Below are 17073 nucleotides of genomic sequence, written 5' to 3'. Positions count from 1 at the left end.
CGCCGGGCTCAGGCGCCGACGGAAGGACGATCATGCCATTGCCCCTTACAGATGTCCCGGTCGACCTGCGCGCGCTGCGGGCCGCCCACCAGGAGACCGAGCGCACGGGACCGCCCGACGGACCGCGCATCGGGATCATGGCCAGCTACACGGCCGACTCGGTCGTGCCCTATCTCGCAGCGGCGCTCGGCGGGGCGTACGGTCGCCCGGACTTCCACGTCGCGCCCTACAACCAGATCATCCAGGAGTGCCTCGACCCGGACAGCGGCTCCGCTCGGGCGGATCTGGACGTGGTGGTGGTCGCGCAGCGCCTGGAGGAGCTGGAAGACGGCACCTGGATCACCGGGCTGCCGGCCGTCGCGGACGTGGCGCGCGAGGCAGCGGCGCGGTGGGGCGCCACGCTGGTCGCGGTGCTTCCCGGCCTGCCGGCGGCCGATCCGCTGGGCGTCGCCGGCGACTGCTGGTCCGATGGCCGCACCGCCGAGGCCGCGGCCGCGCGCGAGGCGATGCGGACCGCGCTGGCCGACCGGCCGAACGTCCACCTGGTGGATCTCGAAGCGGTGCTCCGCTCGCTCGGTGCCGCGAAGGCGCACCACCCGGCGCTGTACCAGTACGCGAAGGTTCCCTATCGCGATGAGGTCTACCACCACCTCGGGGCGCGTATCGCTCACGTCCTGCGGTTGCGGACCGGCGATACCTGCCACGCCGCGGCGCTGGACCTGCGTGGTCTCTCCGATGCCGAGGACGTCGACGGTCTCGGCGGTGTCCTGCGTTGGTTGTCCGGCGCCGGAGTGCCGTCGTACGCGCTCGGCGGCCGAGACGCGGTCACGGCGTGGCGTGACCTCATCACGAGCGATGCGACGGTTCCGGCACGGCTGTCCGACTGGTTCTTCGACGACCGTGACGTCGACGCCCAGGTGCGCGGCCTGGCCGCCGAGGCCGGTCTGGCCGCTCGGGACGTCGCCCTGCTCCAGCGCCGGGAGGACCATCTGATCGTCACGGTGCGGACGGCTCGCAGCGGCCCCGCCGAGGCGGTGGATCTCGGTGCGGACGCCGCGGCCTGGCCGTCGCGCCTGGCCGCCGCCGGGGTCTTCGATCGCCTGCCGGTGCCCGGCGCGCCCCCCCGAGCGGTCGCCTGGGGCGGCCCCGTCGGCGGCGACGGAGTCCCCGAGCCCGCCGGCGGTCTGTCGCTGGCCTCCTTCGTCGCCGGGCTCGGTGTCGAGGCCGACTTCCGTGCGGCCCGGGACGGCGACCTCGCCAAGATCAACGAAATGCTCGTGGCCTCCAAGGACTTCACCCTCGGGGTGCCGATCCCGCCCGTGACGGTGGGCGCGGTGGCGGCCGACGGCGACCGGGTCCTGCTGCTCGGCAGCGTCCGGGACCGCCTCGGTGACCTCGGCCCCAGCGTAGTCCTGATGCTGACCAGGCACGGCTCGGACTGCGTCGTCGAGGCCTTTGTCATCTCCTGCCCGGCCATGGGCAAGGGCGTCGAGGCCCAGGCGATGCGCGAGATCGCCGCGCACGCGCGGGCCATGGGCGCCGACCGGATCGTCGTCGGCTACCGCGACACCGGCCGCAACCACGCGGCCATCGACTTCCTCCGTTCGCCCACGGCGGGCGGCACAGCCGAGACGCCCGACGGCGCGACCCTGGATCTCCTCGTGCGCGCCGAGACCACTGACACGGGAGCCGTGATCACCTCATGACCGAGATCCCCACTCGGCCGGATGCCCGCGCCCGCCGGTTTTCCGCCCAGAACCTCAGGCGCGTCCACCAGGAGGCCGGGCTCGATCCGCTCGACGCCGTGCCGACCGCTGCGGAGCGGGTCGGCCGGCCGGACGCCGCGCAGGAAGACGTGTGGCTGTTCGACCTGACCACCCCTGAGGCGCTGGTGCATCAGATCGCCCTGGTCGTCGACCTGACCGGGCCGTTCGACCGGGAAACCGCGCTGAGCGCCGTCCGAGTGCTCGGCCGCCGCCACGAGGCGCTGCGCGCACGGTTCCCGGCCGACGACTCCGGCACACCGGTCATGGTGATCGAGCCTGAATTCACCGGGGTGCTCGAATACGTCGATCTGACCGTCCCCGCCGCCGCCGCCGCCGACGCCGATCCGGCGTCGTCGGACTCCGCGACCGAGCCCGGGGTCGAGCAGCGCTGGACCGCGCTCGCCGACCGCGAGACCCACCGGCCCTTCGACCTGGAGAACGGTCCGCCGGCCCGCTTCACTCTGGCCCGGGTGGCCGGACGGCGGCACCGGCTGCTGGCCGTCGTGCACCACATCGTCGCCGACGGCCGGACGCTCCAGGTGCTCCACGGCGACTTGGTGGCGGCTCTGCGCGGCGAAGACCTGCCGGCTCCGCCGCCCACCCTGGTCGCGGCGGCTTCCCGGACCCGCGCCGCCGCCGACAGACCCGACATGGCGCAGCGTCTGGACCGCCGCGTCGCCGAGCTGGCCGACCTGCCGGCCGACGCCGAACGCTGGCCGTCCTTCGGGCGTCTGACCCCGGGCGATTCCTACGCCGCCGCGGTCCTCCCGGTCGATGTTCCGGCTGCGCTGGCCGAGGCTGTCCGCGCGGTCGCGGCGGCGGAGCGCGCCACTCCGTTCATGGTCTGGCTCACCGCGCTGTCCGTCCTGATCCAGCGCATGTCAGGCCACGGGGAAGCGGTCCTCGGCACCGTCGTCGGCCGCCGCGACGCCGCCTCGCGCGACACCGCCGGGTTCATCGCCAACCAGACCGCGCTGCGCGTCCGCCTACCGGCCGCCGCGACCTGGCGCGATGCCCTGCGCGTGGCCCGCGAGGTGACGCTGTCGGCCTTCGACGACGCCGACATCCCGTTCCGCCGGGTGGTCGAGCGCCTCGCCCCGGCCCGCCGCCCCGATGTGCACCCGCTGTTCCAAGTGCTGCTCGGCGGCCGCCAGCCACTGGACCCCCCGGTTGCCGTCGGCCCCCTGACGGTCGAGGCTACCGAACACCTCGCACGCCGCTCCCTGTACGAGGTCGAACTCCAGCTCGCCGACCTGCCCACGGGAATGCCGGGTTACCTCCGCTACCAGACGGCCGTGCTGGACTCCCCGACGGCCGCGGCCGTCGTGGCCGGCTTCGTCCGCCTGCTCGAAACCCTGACCTCTTCGCCCGACAGCCCGATAGCCGCGACGCCGTGGCCTGCCGAGCTCGGTGTTCCCGCGAGGACCGGCAACGGGTCCGCCAAGCCGGCCGTCGGCCGGGGCATTGAGGCCGGCCCCTGCCGGATCGCGACCCGACGCCCCGCCGACAGCCCTCGTCGGCAGCCGTCCAACCCGACGCAACTGCGCGTCGCAGAGGTCTGGCGAACCGTTCTGGAGCAGGTGCCGCCAGGCATCGACGACGACTTCTTCGCCGTCGGCGGCCATTCGCTCAGCGCGGTCCGGGTCGCTTCCCTGCTGGCCTCCGAATTCCGCCTGCCCATCACGGCCCGTGCCCTGTTCGACCATCCGACCGTCGCTGAAGTGTCCGCGTTCCTCGACGGCTGGGCCGCGTCCCTCGCCGGGCGCACCGACGCGAGGGCATCGGCCGCGCCCACCTCGGCCGCGCCCGTCGAAGTGACCGAGCGAACGGAAGCGGGCGCACCGCTGTCCACGACCCAGCGGCGCATGTGGCTCCTGTCGCAGATGCACCCCGACAACGCCGTCTACAACCTGCCGTACGCCTTCCGCGTCAGCGGCGACATCGACGCCCCCACTCTCGAAGCGGTGCTCAACGATCTCGTCGCCCGCCACGAAGCCCTGCGCACCGTCATCGATGTCCACGACGAACAAGCGCGACAGCGCGTGTTGCCCGCCCTCGCGGTGAGCCTGGCCATCGAAGAACCCGAGGACGCCGAGCCCGGCGGCGCCGCTCCCGCCGACCTGGCGGCCTGGGTCGTCGACCGGATCGACGCCGAGGCCCGAGCGCCCTTCGACCTGTCCGCCGGCCCGCTGATCCGCGCGCGCCTCATCGCACCGGGCACTCCGTCGGCCGCGCTCGTCGTGACCGCGCATCACATCGCCTGCGACGGCTGGAGCCTGGAGCTGCTGTTCGCCGAACTGGCAGAGCTCTACACAGCCCGCACCGAAAACCGTCCCAGCACCACACCGGCGCCTGCGATCCAGTTCATGGACTTCGCCGCCTGGCAGTCCGAGCAGCTGACCGGTGCGCACCGCGAGCGTCTCGCCGACTACTGGCGTGGACAACTCGAAGGCGCCCCCACGCTCCTGGACCTTCCCACCGACCGGACCCGGCCCGCGCAACGCCGGCCGGACGGGGCGGTGGTCGACTTCGCCTGGCCTGCGGACTTGGAGGAACGGGTCGCCGAGTTCTCCAGGCGGCACGGCGTCACCGCATATGCGACGCTGCTGGCCGCGTTCGCCTCGGTCGTCCACCGGCACACCGGCCGCGACGACCTGCTCATCGGCACGCCCGTCGCCAACCGTGTCCGCCCGGAGTTCACCAAGACCGTCGGCTGCTTCGTCAACCTGGTGCCGCTGCGCCTGCGCGTCCCCGGGGACACCACCTTCCTCGACCTGGCGCGCGCCGCCCACCGCACCATCAGCCAGGCGCAGGAACACCAGGACTTCCCCTTCGAGGACCTCGTCGCGCTGCTGCGCCCGGACCGGGACCCCAGCCACGATCCCGTCGTGCAGCTGTTGTTCGTCCTGCAGGACGTCGACACCGCCCTCAGCCTGCCCGGCGCGGACCTCGCCCCGCTGCCCGCGCACGGCGGAGGCTCGATCCAGGACCTGTCCGTCATCCTCCAGCACGCCGGGGCGCAGGCCGGAGGCGGCTTCTTCGGCACCGCCGAATTCAACACCAGCCTCTACGGCGCGGACACCGTGAGCCGCCTCCTCGGCCATCTGAACACCCTGCTCCAAGCCGCGCTGGCCGCGCCGGACACGGCGGTCGCCGACCTGGACCTGCTGACCCGTGACGAGCTCGCCCAGCTCGACCGATGGAACGACACCGGCCTGCCCGCGCCGTTGGCCACGGACGTACCGGCCCTGTTCGAGCGCTGGGCGGACCAGGCACCGGAGCGGACCGCCGTCGTCGGCGCCGACGGCGAGCTCAGCTACGCCGAACTCGAAGCGCGAGCCAACCGGCTCGCCCACCACCTCGCCGAGATCGGAGTCGGACCCGGGACGGCTGTGGGCGTCGCGCTGGACCGCTGCCAGGACCTGCCGGTCGCGTTTCTGGGCGTGCTCAAGGCCGGGGCGGTCTACGTCCCGCTGGACACCGGCTATCCGGCCGAGCGGCTGGCCCTCATGATCGACGACACCGAGGTCAAGGCCCTGATCACCCGGACCGGCCGCGCCGAGCCGCCCGGCGCCGACCGCCTGCCGGTGGTCTGCCTGGGCGGCCCCGACGACCCGCTGGGCCGGTATCCGGACACCCGGCCGGCCCGGAACGTCGGGCCGGGCGACCCGGCCTACATCGTCTTCACGTCCGGCTCCACCGGCCGGCCCAAGGGTGTCGCGATCCACCACCGAGGCGTGGTCAACTCCGCCCACGCCGAGCTGGAGTTCGTCGACCCGGAGTCGCCGGACACCGTGATCCAGTTCTCCTCGCCGAGCTTCGACGGCTCAGTCCTGGACTTCACGCTCGCCTTCGCACACGGCGGACGGCTGTGCATCGTGCCCCGCGACCGCATGCTGCCCGGCCCCGACCTGGCCGAGACCGTCCGCCGCCACCAGGTGACGATGGCGTTCCTGCCGCCGTCCGCGCTCGCGGTGATGCAGCCGGGCGACGTGCCGGGACTGCGCACCATCCTGGTCGGCGGCGAGGCGTTCCCGCCGGAGCTGGGCCCTTTGTGGGCGCCGAACCGTCGGCTCTTCAACATCTACGGCCCCACCGAGACCACCATCTGGTGCACACACACGCTCCTGGACGGCACCGAGCGCCGGCCGACCATCGGCAGTTCGGTTCCCGGCACGACCGCGCGTGTCCTGGACGAGCGCCTGCGTCTCGTCCCGGTCGGCGTCCCCGGCGAGCTGTGCATCGGCGGCCTCGGCGTGGGGCTGGGCTATCTGCGCCGACCCGAGCTGACGGCCCGGCAGTTCCCGCTGGACCCGTATGCGGCCCAGCCCGGCGCACACCTCTACCGCACCGGGGACCTGGTGCGCCGCCTGCCCGACGGCAACCTGGACTACCTGGGCCGCATCGACCGGCAGGTGAAGATCCGCGGCCACCGTGTCGAGCTGCCCGAGATCGAGGCCCGCCTGGAGCGGATCCCCGGCGTCGGGCGCGGCGTCGTCACGGCGCGCCGCGCCCCGTCGGGGCCCGGGCCGTTGCGTCTGATCGCCTATGTCTCGCCCGCCGCGCCGCTCGGCGTCGCCGATCTGGACCCGTCCGCGCTGCGGCGACAACTGGCTCAGAACCTGCCGGAGTTCATGGTGCCCGCCGTGATCGTGCCGCTGGCCGCGTTCCCGCTCAACGGCAACGGCAAGATCGACCACGCGAAGCTGCCCGAGCCGCCGCGCGACCGGAACACCGGAGCGGCCCGCATCGCACCGGTGTCGCGTCTGGAGCGGGAGATCGCAGCCGTCTGGTGCGACCTTCTCGGACTTGACGAGGTCGGCACGCACGACAACTTCTTCGAGATCGGCGGCGACTCGCTGCTGCTGGCCCGGGTCAGGACCCGGCTGACGCAGGTGCTGGACCGGGACATCGCCGCGCTCCAGCTCTTCACCCATCCGACCGTGCACGACCTGGCCGCCGCGCTTTCGGACGACGCGCCCCGGGCCACGGCGGCCCCGGTCGCGGCGGCCGCGTCGGCCCGGCCCGGAGCGCGAAGCGCCCTGCTGACGAGATCGCGACGCGCCGCCTCCGGCCGCGACGACGAGGGGAAGGCGACCCGATGAACGTCGTCCCCTCGACGATTCCGGCCCCCGGCGCATCGGTGTCGCAGGTTTGTGATGCCGCACGCGCAACGCTGCTCGACCGGCTTCATGGCGCACCGCCTGCCACCACGTGGCCCGCCGACCGCGGCGTACCGCACCGCCTGCCCGAACAGCGGCGTTCGACGCTGGTGTTCGAGATCCCGGACGACCTTGCCGACGGCCTCGCGGCTGTCGTGCGGGAGCAGGGCGTCCCGGTGCTCGCGACGTTGGCCGCCGGGCTGCAGGCGCTTCTGTACCGGGTCGCCTCGCCCTGGGAGAACGCCGGGGTCGAGGAGATCGTGGTCGGTGCCGGGCGGGACGGTTCGTGGGCACCGCTGCGGCAGTCCCTCGATCTGGACACCGCGTTCTCAGACCTCGCCCTGCGGGCCGCCTCCGATCTGCGGGACGCGGCCGGCGGGGAGTTCGTGACCGGTGAGCAGGCCGTCATCGCCTGGGAGGACGTCTGCCGGGCCGCCGTCCTGATCGGCGGCGGCGAGCTTCCGCTGGATCTCGTGTTCGCCTTCGACAGCGAGAACGGGCGCCGTGGCTCGTTGGAATACGACGGCCTGCGTTATGCGCCGGACACGGCCGAACGCATTGTCGCGAGCTACCTCGAACTCCTGCGCGCGGCGATCCATGACGTGAAGACGCCGATCGGCCTGTTGCCTCTGGTGTCGTCGCCGATACGGAATCCCGCCGCCGAGGCCGACGAGATGTCCGGGACGAGCGAGTGGGACGTCACCGCGCATGAGCTGTTCGACCGCGCCGCCGCAAGGTACCCCGAGGCCCAGGCGCTGCGTTGGGACGGCGGCGAGATGACTTACGCGGAGCTGAAGGCTGCCGCCGACCGGTGCGCCGGCCGGATCGGTCCCGCACGCGTCGTTGCGCTGTCCGGGCCGCGCTGCCCCGAACTGATCGTCGCGCTGCTGGCGATCCTCAAGAGCGGAGCCGGATATGTGCCGCTCGATTCGGCGTATCCCCGCGAGCGCCTGGACCACATGCTCACCGACAGCCGCGCCGAAGTCCTGATCGGCCCGGCCGGAATCGACGGTGCGCTCACCGTTCCCGAGGGCGTCCGCGTCATCGATCTGCACGAAATGCTCGTGGACGCGCCGGGCCTCCCAGTGGATGTGTGGTCCGCGCCGCACACCCCGACCACCACCGCAGACCTCTGCTACGTCATCTACACCTCCGGCTCGACCGGTCTGCCCAAGGGCGTCGGCATGCCGCACCGGCCGCTCGCGTCCCTGCTGGACTGGCAGTTCCGCCACTCGCAGGCCGGCCCCGGCTGGAACACCCTCCAGTTCGCGGCGTTCAGCTTCGACGTCGCCTTCCAGGAGATGTTCGCCACCTGGGGCACCGGCGGCACTCTGGTGCTGATCACTGACGAGGTCCGCCGCGATCCGGACCGGCTCGCCGACTGGCTGACCGAGCAGAGCGTGCACCGATTGTTCCTGCCCTTCGTCGCCCTTCAGCAGCTTGCCGAGGTGTCCCTGCACTCCGGGCGCTACCCCTCGGCCCTGCGCGAAGTCATCACGGCGGGGGAGCAGCTACACGTCAGTCCGGCCGTGCGCGAGTTCTTCCACCGCACAGGCGCGTCGCTGGAGAATCAGTACGGCCCTTCGGAAACCCACGTCGTCACCGCCGAGCGCTTGTCCGCCGACCCGGCCGACTGGCCGGAGCTGCCGGCGATCGGGGTTCCGATCGACCGCGCGGTGGTGGAGATCCTCGACGAGCGGCTGCAACCCCTGCCGGACGGTGTACCCGGCGAGATCTGCGTCTCCGGCGTGCCGCTGGCCGACGGGTATCTGGGCCGGCCCGACCTGACCGCCGAGCGTTTCGTGGTCCGCGATCCGGGCGTCGGGCCTGTCGGTTCTGCCGGTGCCCGGCACGCCCGGGACGCCGCTGGGCGGACCAGGGTCCGGACCTACCGCACGGGCGACTTCGGAACACGGCTCCCTGACGGCCGGATCCAGTGCCTCGGCCGCCGCGACGGGCAGGTCAAGATCCGTGGCTTCCGGGTCGAGCTCGGCGAGGTCGAGGCGCAGATCCTGACTCAGGACGGGCTGGCCGAGGCCGTCGTCGTCGTGCGGGAGGGGGCGTCGGACAAGCAGATCATCGCCTACTACCTGCTCGCCGAGGGCTGTGATGTCCCGCCGCGGACGCTGCGCAGCGATCTGGTGCGGATTCTGCCCGGGCACATGGTGCCGTTCGCCTGCGTCGCCGTCACCGCGCTGCCGCTGACCCCCAGCGGCAAGGTCGATCGGCGCACGCTCGCCGGGCGGCCGTTGCCTGAAGACCCCGACGCCGCGTACGAGGCCGTGCTCGACGAGCGCGGCATGGTCGAGGAGGCCGGTGCCGTCCCGACCATCGGCGACGCGGCCGACGACGGTACCGCGTCGCCCTTCGCGGAGCTCCTGGTCGAGATCTGGGCCGATGCTCTGGCCCGCGACGCCATCGGCGTCCACGCCGACCTGTTCGCCCTCGGTGCCGAATCGGCCACCGCTCTGGAGGTCGCCTCGCAGTTGACGGAGATCTTCCGCCTCACCGTCCCGGTGCGTGTGCTGTTCGATCGGCCGACCCCCGCCGGGCAGGCCGCCTGGTTCGCCGCCCGTGAAGCCGCGGGCGACGGCCGCCTGGCCGACATCGCGCGGCTGCTCCTCGCCTCCGAAGCCTGAGCCCGTCTCCACTCCTGACCGGGAAGGTCGACATGCAGGACCACATCAGCACCCTCCACAACGTCTTCGCCGCCACAGCACGGCGCCACCCCGAGCTGCCGGCCGTCGAACTGTCCGCGTCGTCGATCAGCTACGCCGAGCTGGAGCGCGCGGCCGAGGCCCTGGCCGAGAGCGTCACCGCCGCATACGGCCGCGTCCGCTCGGTGGCCCTGCTGGCCGCACGCAGCGGTGTCGCCTACGCCGGGTATCTCGCGGCACTGCGCCTGGGCGCGCAGGTCGTGCCGTTGAACCTCAAGTATCCGCCGCGGCGCAACACCGCCATCTGCGAGCTGGCCGACGTCGACGTGATCATCGCCGACGCGTCCGGGCAGCAATGGCTCGAACACTGCCCCTCCGGCACCGCGCCGGCACGGCCGGTGCTGCCGCTGACCGACGAGGAACTCCTGGCCGCCGTCCCGGACGGTTCGCTGCCGCTGTCGTCCGCCGGCCCCGACGATATCGCCTACCTGTTGTTCACCTCTGGCTCCACCGGGCGGCCCAAGGGCGTGCCGATCCGCCACCGCAACGTCCTGGCATTCCTGGCGCACACCGTCCCCCGCTATGAGGTCGGCCCGGGCTGCCGCATGTCGCACACCTTCGACCTGACCTTTGACCTGTCGGTGTACGACCTCTTCGTCACCTGGGGCGGCGGTGCGACGCTGGTCGTGCCCGAAGCGGCCGAACTGCTGAGCCCCGTCGACTACGCGGTGAACCGGCGGCTCACGCACTGGTTCTCGGTGCCCTCGGCGGTCTCGGCCGCCGCTGGGCTCGGCGGTCTGTCCGCGGGCCGGGTGCCCGGGCTGCGCTACAGCGTGTTCTGCGGTGAGCAGTTCACCTACGCGCAGGCCGAGGCATGGAGCGGATTCGCCTCCGAATCGGTCGTGGAGAACATTTACGGCCCGACCGAATTGACGCTGGCGTGCGCGGAGTTCCGCCTGCCGAAGGAGCGCCGAGACTGGCCGGAGACCGTGAACGACACGGTGCCGATCGGCGTCGTCTACCCGGGCCTGGAGTACGTCGTCACCGACGACGGCGAGCTGTGTGTCCGCGGTCCGCAGCGTTTCGACGGCTACCTGGACGCGCGCGACAACGCCAACCGCTTCCTCGGCCACGACGGCGGCGCGCCGAGCGAGGCGCACTACTACCGCACCGGCGACCGGGTCCGCCGCGAAGACGACGGCAGCCTGGTCCACCTCGGCCGCCTCGACAACCAAGTCAAGATCCGCGGCTACCGGGTCGAGCTCGGCGAATTCGAGACCCTGCTGCGCCGTCATCCCGGCGTGCGGGAGGCCATCGTCGTGCCGGTGCAGCACCGCGACGCCACCGAGCTGATGGCCTGCTACACCGGTGAGCCCGCCCGCGAGGCCGACCTGCGCCGCACGCTGGCCGCGGGAATGCCGGTCCACCTGGTGCCGCACGTGTTCCTGCACGTGGAATCCATGCCCCTCAACCCCAACGGCAAGATCGACCGCGCCATCGTGGCGAAGCTCGTCGCCGAGCAGGCCAAGCTCACGCGGCCCTGACCGGCCGGGAGCGCCGGCCCCAGAGCAGCACCCGAAAGTCGAAGAGAGGGATCGCGAACAGTGCTGACCGTCTATACAACGATGCCTTCCTGGCAGGATCGGACACCGCAGGAATACCGCCGCCGGGTCGTCGACGTGGCCCGCTGGACCGAGCAGGCGGGCTTTCGCGGCGCGCTGGTCTACACCGACAACACACTCGTGGACGCCTGGGCCGCGGCGCAGCTCGCCATCGACAACACCGAGCGGTTCGTCCCCCTGGTCGCGGTCAACCCTGTGGACGCCCACCCGTTCGCCGTCGCCAAGACGATCAGCACCCTGGCGTTCCTCTACGGGCGGCGCGTCGACCTGAACCTGGTCACCGGCGGGTTCTCCAAGCACCTGCGGGAACTGGGCTGCGAACTGGGCCACCGGGAGCGCTACGACCGGCTGGCCGAGTACGGCGACATCATCCGGCAGCTGACGGCAGCGCCGTCGGCGGTGACGTACACCGGCAAGTACTACGCCTTGGACGCCGCCGCCGTCAGCCCGCCGGCCGATCCCGCCCTGGCGCCGGACCTGTATGTCTCGGGCGCCTCCGACGACTGCCGCGATGCCGCGCAGATGCTCGGCGTGGACCGGCTCTCCTACCCGCACCAGATAGACAGCTACCAGGGCGACCGGCCGTTGGCCGGCTGCGGGGTGCGCTTCGGCGTCATCGCCCGCGACGACGCCGAGGAGGCGTGGCGGGTCGCCCACGAGCGGTTCCCTTCGAGCGAGTCGGGGGAGAAACTGCACGAATGGGCCGTCGGCAAGGTCGAGTCGCACTGGCATCTGAAGCTTTCGCGCGACGCGCTGCGCTCGCACGAGCCGAAGGGGGTCTACTGGCTCTATCCGTTCCGGGCCTACCAGACGTTCTGCCCGTACCTGGTCGGGACCTACGCCGACGTCGGTGCGATGCTCCAGCGGTACATCGCGCTCGGAGTGAGCACCCTGATCCTGGACGACGTCGTGGAGCAAGAGGACCTGCACCACACCACGACCGCCCTGAACCACGCCTATACGCAGGCCGGGTGATCCGATGAGCACGCCGATCAACACCTCGTCCGAATGGCTCCGCGGCTACGACGAGCGGCTCGATGCCCAGGTCCGCATGGTCTGCTTTCCGCATGCCGGGGGATCGGCGGCCTTCTACCGGCCATGGCACCAGGGACTGCCGCCCCTGGTCGAACTGCACGCGGTGCAGTACCCGGGACGGGGCGAGCGCCGGATGGCACCGTTGGTCGACGACGTCCTGACCATGGCCGGACACATCGTGGACCACCTGGCCCCACTGCTCGACCGGCCGCTGGCCCTGTTCGGCCACAGCATGGGCGCTTTCATCGCCTACGAGGTGGCGCGGCGCCTCGACGAGCGCGGCGCGCCGCCGGTGCACCTGTTCGCCTCGGGGCAGATCGCGCCGTGGACTCCGGGCGATGCGCGGAGCGACACGTTCCAGGCCCACAGCCGTCCCGACGTCGGCATCGCGGACGCAGACGACGAGGAGGTGGTCCGTCATCTGGCGCGTCTTGGCGGCACCGAGGCCGAACTCCTGGCCGACCCCGGGATGCGCAAGATCTTCCTGCCCTACATCCGCAACGACTTCCGGATGCTCCAGTCCTACCGTCCGACAGTCGGTCCGCCGCTGACCACTCCGATCACGGCGCTCACCGGTGCCGACGACCCGATGGCCACCCCCGCCCTGGCCGCCCAGTGGCGGAACCTGACATCCTCGCACTTCGCCCTGGAGGTGTTCCCCGGCGGACACTTCTTCCTGCTGCCGGAGCAGGCTGCGGTGCTGGACCTCATTGCCACGCGCCTGGCCGCATGCCAGGAACTCACTCCCTAGATGGTGAGCCCAGCGATGCCGAGGTGAAGTGTCGCTGGGCCGCCAGGAGCATCGCGACGACCGGCAACGCCGGCCCGCGCGACGAGGATCACCCTTCAACACTCGATGATGTTCACCGCAAGCCCACCCCGAGCCGTCTCCTTGTATTCCACGGACATGTCGGAGGCCGTTGATCACGCGTTTGACCTGCAGATTCGTCATGGGCAGGCTCGTCGTGAGTCGCGTCGGGGACTTTTCGGGGACTTCTTGCCGAGGGTTGCCTGCGAAGTGTCCGATGGTTCGTGACAGTAGTGCGGCAGGCGGCGTGGACGGCTCGCGGTCGCGCGAGAGGAACCGGCCGGGCCCCGGGTTGTCGATGTGCACCCGGGGAACGAGCGCTCTGCGGCGAGGAGGCCCGACCAAGCCGCCCGGTCAAACGCCGAGCAAAGTCGTTGCGAGGGCCGCGGTGGGGGTCGGGCGGGGGCGTGGACGAAGAGGCGGACACCGGCGAGCACGCCGATCAGGATCGCGCCGCTGAGCCCGACGGCCACCGAAGTGAGGGGAACGACCGACGGCCAGCCCTGATGCGGGGGCACAGCCGACGGTGGCCAGGGCGCCGAACACGGTGCCGGTCAGGCCGCCGAGCCCCGACAGGACGACGGATTCGGTGAGGAACTGGCTGCGTGTCCGGCCTCGGTCGGCGCCCGGAGCGCCGCGCAGCCCCTCCCCGGCGGCGTTCCAGGACGGAGACGACCATGGTGTCGGCCACTCCTGTGCCACCCACGAGGAGGGCAACCCCGGCGAGTCCCAGGGTGCGCGCTGACGGCCTACTCCGTGCGAAGTGCCGTCGCCGTGCGGGCCTTGGCCGCCCAGCCGGCCGGGAGGAGCGCCCCCAGCATGGCGATCGCGACGCCGGCCAGCCCCAGCAGCACCAGCTGAGGAGTGTCGTACACATCGAGGATCGACGGTGGCAGATCGGTGCCCGCCGCGTGCCCCATCACCGGCAGCACGAAGCCGTGCAGCGCGAACCCGAGAGGTACCCCGAGCAGTCCGCCGAGCACGCCGATCCCGGCCACCGAGGCGAGTACGAGGCTCACGGTCTGCCGCGGCGACATACCGAGTGCCTTGCAGACGCCCAGGTCGTGGACGCGTTCGCGGGTGTCGAGGACGACGGAGTTGAGCACACCGAGGCCTGCCACGGAGACCAGCATGAGGGTGAGCAGCACCGCGATCGCATCCAGGACGAGGATCATGTTCTCCTGTGGCGAGGAGGAGTTGGCGATGACGTCGCCGCCCATCGGCTCGACCACCGTGTGGAGCTTCTCGGCGTACGCGGCGGGGGAGACGCCCGGCTTCACCTCGATCTGGAAGACCTGAGGCTTGGCCCCGGCGAAGCTGGCGAGGTCCGCGTGGATCGACAGGCCGTCGTTCGAGGTGTCGAAGGCCTCGCCGACGATCTTCAGGGTCTGGGTGTCCTTCCCGAGGGTCACCCGGACCGTGTCGCCGATCTTGGTGTCGGTCCGTTCCAGGAAACCTGTGGGCACGACGACCTGCCCCGCGCCGGTGATCCAGTGCCCGGAGATCATCTCGTAGCTGCCGGGACGTGAATCGCCCTGGTAGAGGGTGGCCTGGACCGAGCCGGAGATCCCCACCACGGTGACATCGTCCTTGGACATGCCGTAGTACGAAGACGTGCCGGCCTGCGCTTCGATGGCGGCGCGGACCTTCGCCGGGTCGGCGGACGGAAGACCGGCACTTCCTGCCTGGGGGCGCATGTGGCGAACTCCGCCTCCGGCGCCACCCGGGACGGTCGGCCCGCCGACGATGGCGGTGACCGCCGCGCGGTCCTCGGGATCGGACGCGGTGCCGACCGCGTTCAGGGACGAGGTCAGTCCCACCGCGAAGGTCGCCGCGACCGTGCCGAAGGCCACCGCGAGCAGCATCGCGGCCGTACGGACCGGATGTGCGAAGGGACTGGCGAAGCCGTAGGTCACCGCCCGCGGCAGCGGCAGCCGCCCGGCCGCCCGGTGTGCCCACTGGCCGCGCCCGGTGCGGGGGGCCCGGCCGATCGCGATGGCCTCGACCGTGCGCAGCCTCCCGGCCCGCAGCGCGGGGACCAGCGCCGCGATCCCGACGACCAGCAGCGTGACGGCCGGTACGACGACGTCCACCCACCAGGCCACTGTCAGCGAGGCGCTGCCGTACACCCGCTCGGTGTCCTCCAGCAGCGGAACGGCCAGCACATTGCCCAGTACGACCCCGAGGGCGATACCGGCGCCTGCCGGGATCAGCGCCTGGGCCACATAGGCCCGCACGACCTCGCGCGGGGTGAAGCCGATGGCCTTGAGGATGCCGATCCTGCGCAGGCCGGCGCCGACCGCGCCGCTGATCACGCTGCTGATGATGATCACGGACATCACGATGCCGAGCACGCCGAAGGCCACCATGAACGGGATGGTCGCCGCCGCGCCCGTGTCGGCGGCACGCTTGGTGTCCAGGTAGGACTGGGTGCCGACCAGGGCCCCGGACGGCACGGCGGCGGTGAGCTTCTCGCGGTCTGCGGAGATCTGTGCCTTGGTGCCCGCGGAGTCGAAGCGGTAGAGCATCTGATTCGTGACCGGGGTGTCCTTCGAGGCCAGCGCGCTGACCTGCCCCGGGGTCGCCCAGGCATCGGCGGTCCTGCCGGCCGACACCGCGAAGCCGACGATCTTCAGGGTCGGGCTGTCGGCGGCGTCCGAAGCCTTCAGGGTGGAACCGAGCTCCAGGAAGGGGCCTTTGAACGACGAGGAGAGAACGACCTCGCCCGGCTTCGCGGCCCACCGGCCGGACTGCAGGTCCAGTTCGTCCACATCGCCGTGCGGACCGGACCGCCCGACCAGACTCAGGTCCGGCAGGTACCCGCCGTCCGGATCGACCGGGCTGATGGTCGTCGACGGAAACGGCCCCGCGCTCGCGGTGACGCCGTCCAGCCGCGTCGTCGCCCTCAGTTGCGCCGCACTCGCCTTGGCCGGATCGAACTGCGCGGTGATATGCGGACCGTGCTGCTTCGCGAAGGCGTGGTCGAAGGGGGCGTTCGAGGCGACGATGAGCGACCCGGCGATGACGGCCGCGGCGACGGCCATCATGGTGGCCACGGCGATCACCACCGTCTGCACCCGGCGTCGGCCCACCCCGGAGCGGACGACCCGGCCGAGCGCGCCGGTGCCGAAGAGGTTCATCGGACGGCCTCCGCACGCGTGTCGAGGGAGACATGGCCGTCCACCAGCTGAATGGTGCGGCTCGCACACGCCTCCGCCAACGCCATGTCATGGGTGACCAGCACGAGGGTCTGCCCGCCGCGGTGCAGCTCCAGCAGCAGCTCCCGTACATCGTGGCCCGAGGCGGTGTCGAGCGCGCCGGTCGGTTCGTCGGCGAGCAGCAGCGCCGGCCGGTTGACCAGCGCCCGGGCGACCGCGACCCGCTGGCGCTCGCCGCCGGACAGCCGGCCCGGGTAGGCGCGGGCGTGCTTGGTCATGCCCAGCAGTTCCATGAGCTCGTCGGCACGGGCCGCCGCCTTGCGCCGCGGGGTCCCGGCCAGCTGGGCGGGGAGCTGGATGTTGTCGGCGACGGTGAGGTCGTCGAGCAGATTGAAGAACTGGAAGACCATGCCGATCCGCTCGCGGCGGAACCGGGCCAGCGCGTGCTCGCTCAGCTGGTCGATCCGCTGCCCGGCCACGGTCACGGCTCCTTCGGTCGGCTTGTCGAGGCCGGCGACCAGGTTCAGCAGCGTGGACTTGCCGCTGCCGGAGGGACCGGTCACGGCAAGCGCCTCGCCCTGGGCGACGCTGACGTCCAGCGGTCCGAGTGCGGGCGCGCCGGCGCTGTCGTAGCGCTTCGCCACGCCCGCCAGTTCGATCACGTGAGTCATGGGTGTGGTCCGTCCTTGCGGTCGAGAGGGAGATGGTCGGGAGGGAGATGTCTGTGTCGGCCCAGCGAAGGTAGGGCCGTGGCCCTGTGGGGCGCGTCGGCCGCGGCACCGACATCCGGGCCTCCCTGCGAAGGAGGTGCCTGCGGCCTCATCCCTGCGAAGTACGCCTGAGGGACGGCGACTTGGCCGCGCAG

General features: G+C 71.9%; 8 protein-coding genes. 6 read left to right on the top strand and 2 right to left on the bottom strand.

Features of this window, described 5'->3' with window-relative positions; all coding sequences use genetic code 11:
- The first annotated feature begins 32 nt into the window (after positions 1–32).
- From OG223_RS01425 to OG223_RS01400, 6 genes are all read left to right on the top strand, one after another.
- A complete protein-coding gene (locus tag OG223_RS01425; protein ID WP_329241155.1) occupies positions 33–1706 on the top strand; it encodes a hypothetical protein in 1674 nt (557 codons plus the stop codon).
- Positions 1703–6871 (top strand): non-ribosomal peptide synthetase, encoded by a 5169-nt coding sequence (locus OG223_RS01420; RefSeq protein WP_329241153.1) that lies wholly within the window; start codon positions 1703–1705, stop codon positions 6869–6871. Before OG223_RS01425 ends, OG223_RS01420 begins: the two co-directional genes overlap by 4 nt.
- On the top strand, positions 6868–9567 hold the full coding sequence (locus tag OG223_RS01415; RefSeq protein ID WP_329241151.1) for an amino acid adenylation domain-containing protein: 2700 nt from the start codon (positions 6868–6870) through the stop codon (positions 9565–9567). The genes OG223_RS01420 and OG223_RS01415 overlap by 4 nt, the downstream gene beginning before the upstream one ends.
- Before the next feature lie 32 nt (positions 9568–9599).
- A complete protein-coding gene (locus OG223_RS01410; protein WP_329241148.1) occupies positions 9600–11129 on the top strand; it encodes an AMP-binding protein in 1530 nt (509 codons plus the stop codon).
- Between the two features lie 81 nt (positions 11130–11210).
- Entirely contained in the window at positions 11211–12182 is a 972-nt protein-coding gene (locus tag OG223_RS01405) for an LLM class flavin-dependent oxidoreductase (protein WP_329241146.1), read from the top strand.
- A 4-nt stretch (positions 12183–12186) separates the two neighbouring features.
- Entirely contained in the window at positions 12187–12993 is an 807-nt protein-coding gene (locus OG223_RS01400; protein ID WP_329241144.1) for a thioesterase II family protein, read from the top strand.
- An 806-nt stretch (positions 12994–13799) separates the two neighbouring features.
- Here the strand turns inward: OG223_RS01400 and OG223_RS01395 are convergent.
- Both OG223_RS01395 and OG223_RS01390 read right to left on the bottom strand, forming a co-directional pair.
- Positions 13800–16190 carry an FtsX-like permease family protein gene (locus OG223_RS01395; RefSeq protein WP_329241142.1) on the bottom strand — a complete coding sequence of 797 codons (2391 nt, stop codon included), beginning with the start codon at positions 16188–16190 and terminating at the stop codon, positions 13800–13802.
- Positions 16187–16879, bottom strand: a complete 693-nt coding sequence (locus OG223_RS01390) for an ABC transporter ATP-binding protein (RefSeq protein WP_329241139.1) — start codon at positions 16877–16879, stop codon at positions 16187–16189. The genes OG223_RS01395 and OG223_RS01390 overlap by 4 nt, the downstream gene beginning before the upstream one ends.
- Positions 16880–17073: the final 194 nt, after the last annotated feature.

Source organism: Streptomyces sp. NBC_01478, from assembly GCF_036227225.1.
Lineage (GTDB): Bacteria > Actinomycetota > Actinomycetes > Streptomycetales > Streptomycetaceae > Streptomyces.
The sequence above is the reverse complement of the archived record's forward strand: the minus strand, read 5'-3'. Positions and strand labels throughout refer to the sequence as shown.